General features: G+C 63.6%; 13 protein-coding genes and 1 pseudogene. 4 read left to right on the top strand and 10 right to left on the bottom strand.

The annotated features are described in order from the left end of the window. Positions 1 to 7: 7 nt before the first annotated feature. The 3 genes from AB0L58_RS34630 to mgtE form a co-directional block, all read right to left on the bottom strand. Complete coding sequence (locus AB0L58_RS34630) at positions 8 to 409, bottom strand: hypothetical protein (RefSeq protein ID WP_364393733.1); 402 nt, start codon at positions 407 to 409, stop codon at positions 8 to 10. 17 nt (positions 410 to 426) lie between these two features. Further along, entirely contained in the window at positions 427 to 717 is a 291-nt protein-coding gene (locus tag AB0L58_RS34625) for a hypothetical protein (RefSeq protein WP_364393731.1), read from the bottom strand. 120 nt (positions 718 to 837) lie between these two features. Beyond that, positions 838 to 2,202: a magnesium transporter gene (gene mgtE / locus AB0L58_RS34620; RefSeq protein WP_364393729.1), complete on the bottom strand. Its 1,365-nt coding sequence runs from the start codon at positions 2,200 to 2,202 to the stop codon at positions 838 to 840. 655 nt (positions 2,203 to 2,857) lie between these two features. On the opposite strand from mgtE, the gene AB0L58_RS34615 reads away from it, so the two are divergent. Further along, positions 2,858 to 3,850 carry an LLM class F420-dependent oxidoreductase gene (locus AB0L58_RS34615; RefSeq protein WP_364393768.1) on the top strand — a complete coding sequence of 331 codons (993 nt, stop codon included), beginning with the start codon at positions 2,858 to 2,860 and terminating at the stop codon, positions 3,848 to 3,850. Between the two features lie 194 nt (positions 3,851 to 4,044). Then, positions 4,045 to 4,857, top strand: coding sequence for a CPBP family intramembrane glutamic endopeptidase (locus AB0L58_RS34610; protein ID WP_364393728.1), 813 nt, complete (start codon positions 4,045 to 4,047; stop codon positions 4,855 to 4,857). A 95-nt stretch (positions 4,858 to 4,952) separates the two neighbouring features. On the opposite strand, the gene eccCb is transcribed toward AB0L58_RS34610, so the two are convergent. The 6 genes and pseudogenes from eccCb to AB0L58_RS34580 all read right to left on the bottom strand — a co-directional run bounded on the left by eccCb (position 4,953) and on the right by AB0L58_RS34580 (position 13,590). Further along, on the bottom strand, positions 4,953 to 9,257 hold the full coding sequence (gene eccCb / locus AB0L58_RS34605) for a type VII secretion protein EccCb (protein ID WP_364393727.1): 4,305 nt from the start codon (positions 9,255 to 9,257) through the stop codon (positions 4,953 to 4,955). Then, complete coding sequence (locus AB0L58_RS34600; RefSeq protein ID WP_364393724.1) at positions 9,250 to 9,621, bottom strand: hypothetical protein; 372 nt, start codon at positions 9,619 to 9,621, stop codon at positions 9,250 to 9,252. Before AB0L58_RS34600 ends, eccCb begins: the two co-directional genes overlap by 8 nt. A gap of 120 nt (positions 9,622 to 9,741) precedes the next feature. Beyond that, positions 9,742 to 11,847: pseudogene (gene nrdE, locus AB0L58_RS34595) on the bottom strand (class 1b ribonucleoside-diphosphate reductase subunit alpha); the annotation flags it as partial. 38 nt (positions 11,848 to 11,885) lie between these two features. Continuing rightward, on the bottom strand, positions 11,886 to 12,347 hold the full coding sequence (gene nrdI, locus AB0L58_RS34590) for a class Ib ribonucleoside-diphosphate reductase assembly flavoprotein NrdI (RefSeq protein WP_364393722.1): 462 nt from the start codon (positions 12,345 to 12,347) through the stop codon (positions 11,886 to 11,888). A 48-nt stretch (positions 12,348 to 12,395) separates the two neighbouring features. Continuing rightward, positions 12,396 to 12,629: a glutaredoxin-like protein NrdH gene (gene nrdH, locus AB0L58_RS34585; RefSeq protein ID WP_364393720.1), complete on the bottom strand. Its 234-nt coding sequence runs from the start codon at positions 12,627 to 12,629 to the stop codon at positions 12,396 to 12,398. A 394-nt stretch (positions 12,630 to 13,023) separates the two neighbouring features. After that, positions 13,024 to 13,590 (bottom strand): NAD(P)H-dependent oxidoreductase, encoded by a 567-nt coding sequence (locus AB0L58_RS34580; RefSeq protein WP_364393718.1) that lies wholly within the window; start codon positions 13,588 to 13,590, stop codon positions 13,024 to 13,026. A 130-nt stretch (positions 13,591 to 13,720) separates the two neighbouring features. Between AB0L58_RS34580 and AB0L58_RS34575 the strand changes: the two genes are divergently transcribed. Both AB0L58_RS34575 and nadE read left to right on the top strand, forming a co-directional pair. Continuing rightward, on the top strand, positions 13,721 to 14,347 hold the full coding sequence (locus AB0L58_RS34575) for a helix-turn-helix domain-containing protein (RefSeq protein ID WP_364393765.1): 627 nt from the start codon (positions 13,721 to 13,723) through the stop codon (positions 14,345 to 14,347). Positions 14,348 to 14,353: 6 nt separating this feature from the next. Further along, positions 14,354 to 15,178: an ammonia-dependent NAD(+) synthetase gene (gene nadE, locus AB0L58_RS34570; protein ID WP_364393715.1), complete on the top strand. Its 825-nt coding sequence runs from the start codon at positions 14,354 to 14,356 to the stop codon at positions 15,176 to 15,178. On the opposite strand, the gene AB0L58_RS34565 is transcribed toward nadE, so the two are convergent. Then, entirely contained in the window at positions 15,179 to 15,586 is a 408-nt protein-coding gene (locus AB0L58_RS34565) for a DUF1003 domain-containing protein (protein WP_364393713.1), read from the bottom strand. Between the last annotated feature and the right edge of the window lie 93 nt (positions 15,587 to 15,679).

Raw genomic sequence — 15,679 nt, 5'->3', positions numbered from 1 at the left:
TCTCGAACTACTTGTCGCCCTTGGGCTCCCGCAAAATCTGCAGAATCTGCGCGACATCGGACTTCAGACACCCGACATCAGCCTCGATCGACGTCAGCCGTCCATCCATCACATCCTGCCGCGACACCATCGCATCCAACCCCGACGCCATCACATCCTGCCGCGACACCATCGCATCCAACCCCGACGCCATCGCATCCTGCCGCGACACCATGTTGCCGATGTCGATACTCATCGAGATCAACCGCGACGCAACCGACCGACCCTCGAGATCTCCAATACTGGTGCGGATTTCCGCAACGCTCGCATCGAGAGTATCCAGCCGATCATTGATACCGGTCACTGTCGCAGTATCCCAGGTGAGCTGGTGAATCCGCCACCGTTCGAGCGCTTCCAGTCGGCGCTCCACAGATCCCTCCGCCTTACTCATCGGGCTGAGCCCCCAGGCTGATCGGCTCCGACATCGACGGTGTCGTGCTTCTGCAGGATGTCCAAGATCTGCGCAACATCGACTTTGATGCGGTCGAGCTCCGACTGCACAGAGATCGGACCTACCGCATCCGCGAGACGGATCTCCAGAGTGTTGATTTCGGATTTGATCGCGAACACGTACTTGTACAGGTCTCGTACGATCCAACCGTCGAGCGGAAGCCGGTACTCCCGCCATTGTTCCAGCTCACGTATCCGTTCTTCAATTGTCTTTCCGCTGTTGATCATTGGGTTGAGCCCTCCCCTTCATCCCGGAATCGAAATTCTGTTCGATGATAGCGGTAGGCTCTGACATGTGCCAGAGGTTTGCTCGAAGGCGGGAATCTAGTTGCCGCAACGCAATTCGCCTCAGATGCCGAGGACCAGTTTGGCTGTGGTGAAGTAGATGATGAGGCCGGTGGCGTCGACCAGCGTGGTGACCATGGGGGCGGAGACCACGGCCGGATCGATGCGGAATCGCTTGGCGAGCAATGGCATGGTGCCGCCGATGGTTGCGGCCCAGCCACAGATGATGACCAGGGTGATGCCGACGACCAGGGCCGTGCCGGGGTCGACGAAGAGCGCACCGATGGCTATGCCCGCGGTGGCCAGCATGGTGCCGAGGACCAGGCCGACGCGGCATTCGCGCCAGATCACCTTGAACAGGTCGGAGACGCGCACCTCACCGACGGCGAGTGCGCGCACACATGCGGTCGCCGCCTGGGCACCCGCATTCCCGCCCGCGCCGATGAGCAGCGGAATGAACAACGCCAGGTGCGCCGCCTGCTGCAGGGTGCCTTCGAAGAAGTCGGTGACGCTGACCGTCAGAGTGGCGGCGAACAGCAACAGCAGCAACCACAGCGCGCGGTAGCGGGCCAGCTGGAACACCTTGGCCGCCATGTAGTGGCCCTCCCACGGTGCCGAACCCGCCTGCTTGGCGACGTCCTCACTGTCGGCGGCCTCGATGACCTCGACGGCGTCATCGATGGTGAGCAGGCCGACCAGTCGGTCCTCACTGTCGACGACCGGCAGGTTGATGACATTGGTTTCGCGCATCAGCCGCGCCGCCTGTTCGGCGGAGTCGGTCGCGCGCACGAATGTCGGTTCGGTGACAACCAGATCCGACACCATGGTGTCGGGCCGGCTGAGTACCAGCTCACGCAATTCGACAATGCCGGTCAGTCGGCGACCGGCGTCGACGACGGGCAGTGTGTACACCGTTTCGGCATTGATGCCCTTGATCCGTACCGTCTGCAGTGCGTCCGGCACGCTCAGATTGCGCGGCAGCGCAACGACTTCCGGCGTCATGTACAGCCCGACCGATCCCTCCGGGTAACCGAGCAATGACGCGGTCATCCGGCGTTCGCGCGCGCTCAGCCCGGCCAGCACCTTCTTGGCGACCTTGGCCGGCGCCTCGCGCAGCATCCGGGCGCGGTCGTCGGGATCCATGGCCTCGACCAGATCACGGAAGCTCTGATCGCGCAGACCCTCCAGAATCTGTTGCTGGTCAACGGGTTCGAGCTCTTCGAAAACGGCGAGCGCGAGATCCTTGTCGAGCAGACGGAAGGCGAGGCCCGCTTGGACGGCGTCCATGCGCGCGAGTTCGTCCGCGATGACGTGCGGCTGCTGGTTGTCGAGCCAGTCGAGTGCGGCATCGACACGATGGGTGTCCACGATGTCCTGCAGGGATGCGGACAGCGTCGGACGTGCTTCGACGAGATCGGTCTGTGACATGGGAGGTCCTCAGCACATGGCGAGTAAGGCGAGTGAATCGAAAACGAAGTCACACCGCGGGCACCAACCCCGGGACCGACTACTTCAGGACGGTTTTACGAAGGGGCGGCGCCGCGCGGCCTTCGACTGGGAGGTTCGCTGCGCATCGCAACCCCACCTCCTCAACGCCGCCGCAAGGCCGTCACCACTGCGGATTCTCGAATGCGCCGCCCGGATCGGGCGGACCGCACAGCTTCCGGTTGAAGGATACATGCGTTGACGCGGGTGTTCACACTCGAACCGCGTAAAGATCGACGGTATCTCGCTCGGCTATGAGCCGACCCACATCCGGTGTCATGATGTCGAAGTAGCCCCGACGGCGATCTCGACATCGGGCCAGGTGGGATGACCCAGGCCCGGCCGACGAATCGCCGCACCAACCGGGCCAGAACCTCGAACGCGTCGGCACTCGGGGTGATGCCAGCGCCTGCATGAACCGGACCGCACCCGCCCCGCCAGCGATTTTCGCGTCAGCAGCGTGATTCGACGCAGGCCGAGCCGAACTCTGTGCCGAGCACAGGAGGCCAGCGAGGATCGTTGCAGCTGAATTTACCCACCCGCCGGCTCCGCCGGCTGCCATCCCCTAAGTTCGGTGAAAACTATGAAGGAGAGATCTGTGCGCTTCGGCATCTTCATTCCACAGGGGTGGCGGCTGGATTTGGTCGATATCGACCCGGCGGCGCAGTGGGGGGTGATGCGCGATCTCGCCCAGCGGGCGGACGCCGCGGACACCTGGGAGTCGCTATGGGTATACGACCACTTCCACACGGTGCCGGTGCCGACCGAGGAGGCGACACATGAGGCGTGGACGCTGATGTCGGCGTTCGCGGCCACCACATCGCGAATTCGGTTGGGACAGATGTGTACCGCGATCAGCTACCGCAATCCGGCATATCTGGCCAAGGTCGCCGCGACCACGGATCTGATTTCCGGCGGCCGGGTCGAAATGGGCATCGGCGGCGGCTGGTACGAACACGAGTGGCGCGCATACGGTTACGGATTCCCGCCGCCGGGCGAGCGGCTCGGGCGCCTCGATGAGGGCGTGCAGATCTTCCGCCAGGCCTGGACCATAGGCGAGGCCACACTGGACGGTAGGTACTACCAGGTCGACGGTGCGATCGTGCGGCCACTTCCATTGCAGGAGGGCGGTATTCCGATCTGGGTCGCGGGCGGCGGCGAGAAGAAGACACTGCGCATCGCGGCAAAGTACGCCCAGTACACCAACTTCAGCGGCGCACCCGAGGAATTCACCCACAAGTCCGAAATCCTGCGCGCGCACTGCGCCGATGTCGGCACCGATTTCGACGCCATCGTGCGCTCCGCCAACTTCAACGCCGTCATCGGGTCCACCGAAGCCGAAGTCGAACAACGCCTTTCGGCCCTACAGGCCCGCTTGGCCACGGTAATCGGCGACGACCGGGCCAAATCCTTCGTCGACGGCATGCTCCGCACCTCCGCCGCCGTCGGTACCCCGGAACAGATCACCGAGCGACTGTCCGCCGTCGGCGACCTCGGCCTCGCCTACGCCATCTTCAACTTCCCCGAATCCGCCTACGACACCAGCGGAATCGACCTGTTCGAACGCGAAATAGCCCCAGCGCTGCGCTGACCCCATCCGCTGCAGCGGCGGTCGCCGCACGGCGTCCGCCGCTCGGAGACCACAGCGGAAACCCGTCCCACACGCGGAAGACAAGCCACAACCCGACAAACGCCCCCGCCGCGTGGGGACTCCGGTCCGACGTGTCAGCTCCATGTCAGTGCCGTGTCAGCGCTGTATTCGCGGAACCTGTGATGGTCTACGGCATGGACAAAGCACAGACTCCTACTGCCACCACGGAAAATCCTCGACCGACCGGAGTCGCCGGACGGCTGCTCGCCGACCGACACTCCCTGCCACTGTCCATCGCGCTACACCTCGTCCCCGGCGCCCTGATCGTCGCCGTCTACCTGCTCATCGCCGAACCACTCGTCAAGGCCATCGGTTATCCGCCGCTCATGGGTTGGGCGATCGCCCTGTGCCTGATTTTGATACCGGTCCTGTTGGCTCTGCTGTGGCTGGGCCGCAACTGCAACGGCCGGTTCTCGCTGCGCGGCGTGCTGCACTACACCGACAAACCGGTCCCGCGCGGAAAGCTTGTCGCGATGGTCATCCCGCTCATCGTGTGGATGGGGGTGCTGTCATTCGCAACCGTGCCGGTGAACAAATTCTTCTTCCAGAACTTCTTCACCTGGGTCCCGTTCACGGACAAAGGGGGCACCTTCACCGCCCCCTTCGATGGATACTCGCACTCGGTCGTGCTCACCACGATGGTGATATGTCTGCCGCTGACCGGAATTTCCCTCCCGTTCATCGAGGAACTCTACTTCCGCGGTTTCCTGCTGCCCCGCCTCCCCCAGCTGGGCCGGTGGGCACCACTGGTCGACACGGCACTGTTCTCGCTGTATCACTTCTGGTCGCCCTGGGTGTTCGTGTCCAGAGTGATCTTCTTCTGCCCAGGGCCCTGGCTCGCCTGGAAGCACAAGGACATCCGGCTTTCGATCGGGATGCACGTCGGGGTGACCTCGCTCACGGCGACGCTCGGCACCATCGCCTGTGCGCTGAACCTCTTCCCATAACACCCCTCGATGAGTCGATCCAACACCTACCAGCCGGAGGAGCTGGTACGGCTTGGACGGGGTGATACCCGCTGGACGATGTGGCGTGCCTTTACTCAGTCTTCGTGCGGAATGTCACAGATCTGCACCAGTTCCGGATCGCGGGCGCGGGTCACAAACACACCTCGGCCCGGCGGCAATGGCGACGGTCGCACACCGGCGATCAGCGCGCCTTCCTCCCGTGACCCGCTCATTACCAACCCTTCGGTCCCGAGATCACGCAACCTGCTGAGCACCGGATCGTAGAGGGCGCGTCCGGCACCGCCGGTGCGCCGGGCGATGATCAGATGGAATCCGAGATCCTTTGCCTGCGCGAGGTAGTCGACCAGCGGCGCCAATGGATTGCCCGAACTGGTGGCAACCAGGTCGTAATCATCGACGACGATGAACACCTCCGGCCCACTCCACCAACTGCGCTCGCGCAATTGCTGCGGTGTGACATCCGGCCCCGGGACGCGGCGAGAAAGGATCTCGGCAAGTTGGGTGACCATGGCGGACGCCGTCTGCTGGCTGGTCGAGTATCCCGCGAGATGGGCGTCGTCGACTATTCCGAGCATCGACCGGCGAAAGTCGAGCAGCGCAATTCTCGCTTGCTCCGGCGTGGCATGCCCGGTCAGCCCGGCGACAATATTCCGCAGTAGCGTCGTCTTACCCGATTCGCCGTCGGCGAACACCAGAAAGTGCGGCTGACTTCGGAAATCCAAAACCACCGGTCGCAGATCGGACTCACGTACGCCGATGATCACGCGATCCCAACTCTGCGCGATCGCCCGCGCTTCGGAGGTCGCGAGTACCTCGGCGCGGGTGATGTGCGCGGGCAGCAGCCGGATCTCGGGAGCACGCCGGCCGGGATATTCCGTGGCGATCCGGCGCGCGGCCGCGCGGATTCCGGCAGGCACGGTGTCGAGGTCGTTGTTCGAGTCCAGTCGCGGCAGCGCCATCATGACGTGCAGGACGGCCGCGGGCGCCCGCGTCACGCGCCCCGGTAGCCCGCGGATCAGCCCACGCCCAGACAGGACGGGTACGAGGGCCGCCGCCTTCCTGCCGAGTTCGGACTCATTCGGGTCGTCGAGCCGCAGCTCGATTTTCATATCGACCCGCTCGCGTACCGAAGGCCGAATGTCACGCCAGGCGGCGGTGGCCATAATCACCTGGATGCCGAACCGAAACCCTTGCACGGCAAGAGTATTCAGCTCCTCCTCCAGCGATTCGAACTGCCCCGTCAGGTCCCGCCAACCGTCGATGACAAGATATATCCCACCGAACTCCCTGCCACTACGGCGTTCATCCGTCCGGTCGGCGTGTTCGGAGTTGAACATATCCGCGCGCTCACGCATCCGCGTCGTCAATTCGGTGATGGTGCGGCGCACCCGATCGGGATCTGACCTATCCGCGACCGAACCGACATGCGGGACGTCCGCGAGTTCCCCGAGCAATCCGCCGCCGAAATCGAGAATGTAGAACTGCACCTGCTCGGGAGTATGTGTCGCGGCGATCGACAGCACCATGGTCGCCAATGCCCTGGACTTCCCGGACTTGCGGCCGCCGACCACCATTACGTTTCCCTGATCGCCAACCGCGGGCATGGTGAGCACATGTTGCCCCTGAAAGTAAGGGTCATCAATGACGCCGATCGGCGCGAACGCCATCCGCTGGTGCCCCGGGGGCGGCAACAGCCTCTCGATGGTTGTCGGCGAGGTCAATGGCGGCAGCCACACCGCATGCGCGGGCGGCGCAGCACCGTGGAGTTGCGCAACCAGTGCCTCGAGCAGCGTCCGCTGGACCGTTGCGCCGGTGTCTTTTCCTGGTTCGGCACGCTCTGGTCGCGATACGTACGCGGCTCGGATGCGAACCAGCTCGGAGTGGTCATACTTCAGATACGCGTGCCCCGGCGTGTTGGGCAGGTGATACGCATCCGGTACACCCAATACCGCGCGCGATTCATTGGCCGAGAAGGTCCGCAACCCGATCCGATAGGACAGGTGACCCTCCAGCGCACCAATCTTCTGTCCGTCGAGTCGCTGCGTTGCCAGCATCATATGCAGCCCCACCGAACGCCCGAGTCGTCCGATCATGACCAACGCGTCCGTGAATCCTGGTCGCTGTGCAATGAGTTCGGTGAACTCATCCACCATGACGAGCAACGGCGGCAGGGGATCGAGCTCAACGCCCACCGCGCGCGCCGCCTCGTATTCGGCGGTGTTCGCGAAGTTCCCCGTCGACCGCAGCAACTCCTGCCGTCGCGCGATCTCACCCGCGATCGTCTCGCCGAGGCGATCGATCAGCGGAAGATCGGCCTCCAGATTCGGGACAATCGCCGAAACATGTGGCAGCCCGGCGAATCCGTCGAACGCATCGCCGCCCTTGGCGGAGACCAATAGGAAGTTGAGCGCGTCCGGCGGGTGGTTGAGCGCCAGACCAGCGACAATGTTCTTCAGCAACGTCGACTTGCCCGATCCCGTGGCACCGACCACCAGGCCGTGTGGCCCCATACCTCCCTCTGCGGACTGCTTCAGATCCAGCTCGACGGTTTCGCCTATCGGTGTCACACCGATCGCGACGCGCAGCCGCTCCCGCCCCACTCTCGGCCGCCATGCCACATCGAGATCGACCCGGTCGTTCGCATCCAGCCCGAACAAGTCGGCGAAGTCGACCTCACCCTCGAACGGCGAACGCCGCGCCTCCGGACCGCCGGCTGCGGGCCGAGCTCCGACAACCCGGCTCACCAGTTCGCCCGCGCCATCGGTCATTTCCACCATGCCTACCGAATCCGGTTGCAGCTCACGCAGATCCGGCATGGCTGTGCGAAATGGCCGCTGCCCGTACAGCGCCCAGCCCGGCCCCTCGGGCAGACGCGCGGCGCGCTCGGGATTGAGCCGCGATTCCACCGGACGGTGCAGCCGGAGTTCGATATGCGCGGGCAGCAGATCGGCCAACCAGTCCGGGATTTCGGTCCAGTCGCGAGCCGTCGCGACCACATGCACGCCGTACTCCGGGCCGGCACTGGCCACCTGTTTGATCCTGGCGTCGAGTTCGGCAATGTGCTCACGAAAGTCACCCCACCGATCGATCAGCAGGAATACGTCGGCGACGGGTCCGTTGGTCAGCAGGGGCCGGGCCGCACGCAAGCTGGCAGGTGAGTCGATATTGTTGTCGCGGTAGAGCTTCTTGCGAGTGCGGATCTCGGCGGTGATCTTCTCCAGCAGCATGAGCACCTGCTCGGGTTCATCATCGCTTGCCACGTCGGCGAAATGCGGTAGCGCGCTCATCGAGCCCAAACGATTACTGGACTCCAGCACATAGATCTGCACTTCGTCCGGGGTATGTGTGAGCGCGAGCGATCCGGCGAGCGTGCGCAGCAATGTGCTCTTCCCGGCCCCAGCGCGGCCGATGACCAGCAGGTTCCCATCGGCCCCCGCCAGATCGAGCCAGACCGTCTCCCCCTCCGCGCCGTCCGCGCGCCGCTCCTGGCCGACCGGCACCTTCAGTCGGCCTGTCCCCCACCAGTTCTCGGCACGCAGCCCCGCCACCGGATCGCGTTCGAGCCGACCGAGCAGATCCCCGAGTTGAACTCGGTCGCCCGCCTCGAGGATGCTGGAATACTTCCGCCGGACCCGTGCGATGTACACCTCGTCCTTGAACACCCCGTAATGATTCGGAGTCTGCCTGCTCGTGCGGGCGCGCACATCGGCGCTGACATAGGTCCACAGATCGTGCACTCCGATGAGTCCGCTGCCGTTATCCGCCAGTCCGGTGCCGATGCCCTTCACCAGCGCCGAGGTGAAGACCGACAGTGGCGCGGACTGATCCGCGCTCGCCCGTCCGTCCTCGGCGGTCTCGATCGCACTGGACGCGGTCAGCACGCAAATACCGTCTCCCGCAGAGAGTTCGCGGCCGATATCGTCGATATTCGGCGCGGACTTGACCACATCCGGGCCGAGGAACGCGCCACTGTAGCAGCAGTCCAGCAGAATGATCTTCGCCGCCGCGGCCGATTCCCTGATCAATTCCCGGATGAAGGTCGAAGACACTGCCGTACTGCTGATCAACTGCGGGTCGGTATTGCTGGTCGCCAGATATAGGTTCTGCCGGGTTCGCAGGCCGTGACCGGAGAAGTAGAAGAGGATGACATCCTCCGGCTCGGCCCCGCGGAACAACCGCTCGATGCTACGTTCGATCTCGGCCTTGGACTCGTTGATCAATAGCTCGGTCGGCCGGAAACCACCGATCTCCGGGTCGCGCAGCAACTCTCGCAACTGATCGGCGTCGGTGACCGGCGCGTAGAGCCGAGGCAGGCCCGCGAAGTGGTAGGTGTCGTTGGCGACGAATAACGCTAATCGGCGGCCGGTCGGACTAGTCATCGTCGAGCAGCTCGCGCAGCTGATCGACGATCTTGTCGACCTGCCCGTCGCTCGCACGGGCGATGGTGACCTCCCGATCGCCATTCCTCACCGTGACCGAACCGGCCCTGGTGCGGTCGAGAAATCTGATCACGATGTCCCGTATCGCCCATGCCGCGGTACCGATCGCACCGCCGGAGGCCACCAGCTGGCCGACCTGCTCGAGCGCCCCGGATTTCACACCATCGCCCGCGGCCGCCGTCGCACGTCGTACGACGAGACCCTTGATCTCGCGCAGATCGGCCTGTAGCTCATCGGCCAGTTCGTCGAGCCACTCGACATCTCGTCGACGACCCGAATCGATCACCAGCACAACATCGGCCATGGCCCGTCGCCCCTCCTGTCGACTCACACGCACGGTGGTCCGATAACTCTAGCCAGAGATGTGACCGGAAAGCCGAAGGGGCGGTCTCGCAATCGAGACCGCCCCTTTTTCGGACAGGAACTACAGCATGCAGGAGACGCAGCCCTCGACTTCGGTTCCCTCCAAAGCCATTTGGCGCAGGCGGATGTAGTAGAGGGTTTTGATGCCCTTGCGCCAAGCGTAGATCTGGGCGCGATTGAGGTCGCGGGTGGTGGCGGTGTCCTTGAAGAAGAGGGTCAGCGACAGGCCCTGGTCCACGTGTTGGGTGGCGGCGGCGTAGGTGTCGATGATCTTCTCGTAGCCGATTTCGTAGGCGTCCTCGTAGAACTCGAGGTTGTCGTTGGTGAGGTAGGGAGCCGGGTAGTAGACACGGCCGATCTTGCCTTCCTTGCGAATCTCGATCTTCGACGCCACCGGGTGGATCGAGCTGGTGGAGTGGTTGATGTAGGAGATCGAGCCGGTCGGCGGGACGGCCTGCAAGTTCTGGTTGTAGATGCCGTGCTCCATGACCGAGGCCTTCAGCTCACGCCAATCGTCCTGGTTCGGAACGTGCACGCCCGCATCGGCGAACAGTTGCGCGACCCTTTCGGTCTTCGGCTCCCAGGCCTGATCGGTGTACTTGTCGAAGTACTCACCGGAGGCGTACTTGGATTCGGGGAAGCCACCGAAGTAGGTGCCACGCTCCTTCGCGATCAGGTTCGAGGCCCGAATCGCGTGGTACACCACGGTATAGAAATAGATATTGGTGAAGTCGATCCCCTCTTCGGATCCGTAGTGCACCCGCTCCCGAGCCAGGTACCCGTGCAGATTCATCTGTCCGAGGCCGATCGCGTGGGATTCGTTGTTGCCCTGTTCGATCGAGGGCACCGAGTAGATATGTGTTTGATCCGATACCGCGGTCAGCGCCCGGATCGCCACCTCGATGGTCCGCGCGAAGTCGGGTGAATCCATCGTCTTGGCGATATTCAACGAGCCGAGGTTGCACGAAATGTCCTTGCCCACCTTGGCATAGGTCAGATCGTCGTTGAACAGCGACGGCGTCGACACCTGCAGGATCTCCGAGCACAGATTCGAATGGGTGATCTTGCCCGCGATCGGATTGGCCCGGTTCACCGTGTCCTCGAACATGATGTACGGGTACCCGGATTCGAACTGCAGCTCGGCGATGGTCTGGAAGAACTCACGCGCCTTGATCTTCGACTTGCGGATGCGCTTATCGTCGACCATCTCGTAGTACTTCTCGGTGACATCGATATCGGCGAACGGCACGCCGTAGATGCGCTCCACGTCGTACGGCGAGAAGAGGTACATATCCTCGTTCTTCTTCGCCAGTTCGAAGGTGATGTCCGGGATCACCACGCCCAGAGACAGGGTCTTGATGCGGATCTTCTCGTCCGCGTTCTCCCGCTTGGTATCCAGGAACCGGTAGATGTCCGGGTGGTGCGCATGCAGATACACCGCGCCCGCACCCTGCCGCGCACCGAGTTGGTTGGCGTAGGAGAACGAATCCTCAAGCAGCTTCATGATCGGGATGACACCCGAGCTCTGGTTCTCGATCTTCTTGATCGGCGCGCCGTGCTCACGAATATTGCTGAGCAACAGGGCAACTCCGCCACCCCGCTTCGACAGCTGCAGCGCAGAATTGATGGAGCGCCCGATGGACTCCATATTGTCCTCGATGCGCAGCAGGAAGCAGGACACCGGTTCGCCGCGCTGCTTCTTACCCGAGTTGAGGAAGGTCGGGGTGGCGGGTTGGAAACGGCCGTCGATGATTTCGTCGACCAATCGGCTCGCGAGCACCTCGTCACCCGCGGCCAGCGTCAGCGCGACCATGACCACGCGGTCCTCGAACCGCTCCAGATAGCGCTTACCGTCGAAGGTCTTGAGCGTGTAGGAGGTGTAGTACTTGAACGCGCCGAGGAAGGTCGGGAACCGGAACTTCTTGGCGTAGGCCTGTTGGAACAGCGTCTTGATGAACGGGCGGCTGTACTGCTCGAGCACCTCTGCCTCGTAATAGTTCTCCTCGACCAGGTAGTCCAGCTTCTCGTCGAGATTGTGGAAGAAGACAGTGTTCTGGTTGACGTGCTGCAGGAAGTACTGGTGCGCAGCCTCGCGGTCCTTGTCGAACTGGATCTTGCCGTCAGCGCCGTACAGATTCAGCATCGCGTTGAGGGCGTGGTAGTCCATGACCTCGCCTGTCTCGGCGGTACGGACCGGGGCCTGCTCTAAGCGAGCCGTTTTTCCGGTCGGTGCTGTCGTTGCTGTTGCCAAAACAATCCCAATCCCTCGCGGACGCGCTCGACGTCCTCAGCGGTTCCCATGAGTTCGAAGCGATACAGGTAGGGCACCCCGCACTTTCGCGAGATCACCTCGCCCGCATAGCAATACGTATCGCCGAAGTTCGTGTTTCCCGCCGCCACGACACCGCGCAGCAGCGCGCGATTGTGCGGATCGTTGAGGAACTTGGCGACCTGCCGCGGTACGAAATCCCTATCGGATCTGTTTCCCCCCAGCACGTGCCGACCGCCCCCGTAGGTGGGGACGATCAGCACGTATGGTTCGTCTACGCGCAGCGAGTCAGCGGTGTGCAGTGGTATGCGAGTCGCCGGGAGTCCCAGCTTCTCGACGAAACGGTGCGTATTCTCCGAGGCGCTGGAGAAGTAGACCAGCGCTGTCCCTGTCGACATGGCTACCTCCTCCCCTTTCCATCGGATACACCGGAAAGCTGGCTGCGATCAGGCCGCCACGGTCGCGAGCGACTTGATGCGGTCGGGCCGGAAGCCGGACCAGTGGTCCGCACCGGCGACGACGACCGGCGCCTGCAGGTAGCCCAGCGCCATGACGTAATCACGCGCCTCGTCGTTCTCGGAGATATCGATGACGTCGTAGTCCACCCCGGCCTTGTCGAGCGCCTTGTAGGTGGCATTGCACTGGACGCAAGCGGGCTTGGTGTACACGGTGATGGTCATTGATGTCCCTCTCTCCTATGCCTGATCCATAGCCTGTGATCCGTATGCAGTGCTTTGATCCGACTACGCTGCGCAAACTCCTGGATCCGTACCTGAAACCCCTGCTCAGCCGCTCGCGGCCGACGCTGATCTCATCCCGTCTTCCAGTACCGAAGACACTACACCTAGTGGCCGACAGAGTCACAAAACACGACATGTTGCGAGTCACAAAGATGAAATTCCCAAGCGGTAAGTACCTGGACGCTCGATTCGCAACCTGACACAACAGTGGCGCAGATCACAATTTCGTACCGTAGCTCCCTTTCAGCAAACTTCTTTCGGCGAACGAAAAAGGGCCGCCCCCGCAACTCCGTGGATGGAGCCCGGGGGCGGCCCTGCTGGCGGGACTCGACGCTCAGGCGGACACCAGCTCGCCGGTCGCCTGGACAAGTTCGTGCACAGTCGCGCCGAGTTGCGTCAGCGCCTCGGCATCCTCGCGCGGATGCGAGTCGGTGAACCGCTCGCCGAATCCGGCGAAGTGCAGGTGGGCGTTCTCGACAACCCGGGCACCCGCGACGCCGAGCGCCTTGACCACATCGCCGTGCGCCCATTTGGCCGCATTGTGGCTGATCGAACCGCTGACCACCGCGACCGGCCGATCCTTCAGCGCACCGACACCGTATGGGCGCGAAGCCCAGTCGATGGCGTTCTTCAATACGGCGGGGATGCTGCCGTTGTACTCGGGCGTCACCACGAGCAGGCCGTCGGATACGGCAACCGCGTCACGCAGCGCCTGCGCCGCGGCGGGTACGGAGCCGGGCACGTCGAGATCCTCGTTATAGAACGGGATATCGGCGAGGCCCTCGTAGATGGTGATCTCGACGCCCTCCGGCGCGGTCTGCACTGCCGCCTCGGCAAGCCTGCGGTTGATCGATGCGGCACGAAGGCTGCCCACAAGAGTAAGAATCCGGGTCTGGCTCATGATGGCTCCTGGTGTACTGGGGTGTGGTGTCCGAACTTCCGCCTACACTAACCGGACTACGGTCCGATTCCATTCCCGGGAGAACCGCGAGAGGCCTGTGAGCTACAGCACATCCATGCCGGACGGAGTAATGCCCGAGCGACCGCTGCTCGGCGTCGGCGCGCCCCTGCCCGGAAATCACGAACGCGCCGATGCCGCGCGCAACCGCCAGCTACTCCTGGACGCGGCGCAGGAGATCGTGCGCGAACAAGGTGTGGACAGCCTGACGATGGACGCGCTCGCCAAGCGGGCCGGCGTCGGCAAGGGCACCGTCTTCCGACGGTTCGGCAGCAGGTCCGGGCTATTGCGCGCGCTCTTGGACCACGCCGAGCGAAAGTTCCAGGAAGAATTCATGTTCGGGCCACCTCCGCTGGGGCCGGGCGCGCCCGCGGTGGAGCGACTGGTCGCCTTCGGCCGGGCCCGGCTACTGGATATCGAGGTCGCGGGCGAACTGCATCGCGCCGCGGAAATCGGCGAGGCGAGCGACCGCTTTACCGGCCCGCCCTACGGCCTGCTCCGCGCGCACGTGACGATGCTGCTGCGGCAGGCGCGGGTCGACGGCGATGTCGTGCTGGTCGCCGACGGTCTGCTCGGCCTGCTCGGCGCCGCTTTGGTCATGCATCAGATGCATGTCCTCGGCTATGACCGCTGTCGGATCGGCGATAACTGGGAGGCGTTCGTTCGCCGGGTTGTCATCCAGGCGCGGCCAGTAGAGTGATGCGTCATGGGGAACCTGCGTGCACAGATCATCGCCGAGTTGGGCGTCCAATCGAATATCGAACCGAAGCTCGAAGTCCGGCGCCGGGTCGATTTCCTCAAGGACTATCTGAGCGCAAGCCCCGCACGCGGTTTCGTACTCGGCATCAGCGGTGGTCAGGACAGCGCGTTGACCGGACGACTGTGCCAGCTCGCCGTCGAGGAGCTGCGCGCCGACGGCGCGGAGGCCGCCTTCATCGCGGTGCGACTGCCCTACGGTGTGCAGGCCGATGCGGCCGATGCCAGGATCGCGCTGCGGTTCATCCAGCCCGACCGGTCGGTGGTGGTGAATATCCGCCCGAGCGCCAATGCCGTTGCCGCCGAGGTCGCCTCGGCGTTGAGCGTGGACAAACTGCGCGATTTCGTGCGTGGCAATATCAAGGCCCGCGAACGTATGGTGACCCAGTACGCCATCGCCGGTCAGGAAAATATGCTCGTCGTCGGCACCGATCACGCGGCCGAGGCGGTGACCGGCTTCTTCACGAAATTCGGGGACGGCGGCGTCGACATCACCCCGTTGACCGGTCTCACCAAGCGCCAGGGCGCGGCGCTGCTGCAGGAACTCGGTGCACCGTCGAGCATCTGGTCCAAGGTTCCCACCGCCGATCTCGAGGACGACCGCCCGGCCCTGCCCGACGAGGAGGCACTCGGCCTGCGCTACAGCGAGATCGATGACTATCTGGAGGGCAACGACGTCACCCCGGAAGTCGCCCGGAAACTCGAGACGATCTTCCTGAACACCCGCCACAAGCGCACCGTCCCGGTCACCCCGCTCGATACCTGGTGGCGCTGACTACTTCGAATCCGGGGTCTCGACCAGCCTGCGGTGCAGTTCCTTGGTCATCTCGTGGATGGCCCTGGTCAGCTCGGTATTGGTCTTGAGCTCCAACTCCTGCTCGTTGAAGTCGTGATCGGCCTTCAGCTGCTGGAATTGGGCCTGCCGATTCTGGCCGATCATCACGAAGGTGGACAGGAATATCGCCTCCAGGGAGACGACCAGGGTCAATGTCGGCCATGGACTCTGTTCGGCCCAGATCATCCAGACCGCGAAACCGATGGCGTGGAGGTAGACGAACCGCATCGACCCGGCGAATTTCGTGATCCAGTCCGCTACCCGCAGTTGCAGACTCTCGCCCCGCATCTCGCGTAGTCGCACCACCGACGGGTGCTGCACCGATACCTGATTCGACGGCTGGGACATATCGATGCGACTCCTCATCCGGTCCGGCGCACGGCATTGGCGCCGATGCTAGCCCGGCCGACCGGAATCTTCAGTGTCCGCACACCGCCGATG

This window comes from Nocardia sp. NPDC052112, assembly GCF_040680135.1.
GTDB lineage: Bacteria > Actinomycetota > Actinomycetes > Mycobacteriales > Mycobacteriaceae > Nocardia.
Note: the sequence above shows the minus strand (reverse complement) of the source record. Positions and strands in the feature narration are given on the sequence as shown.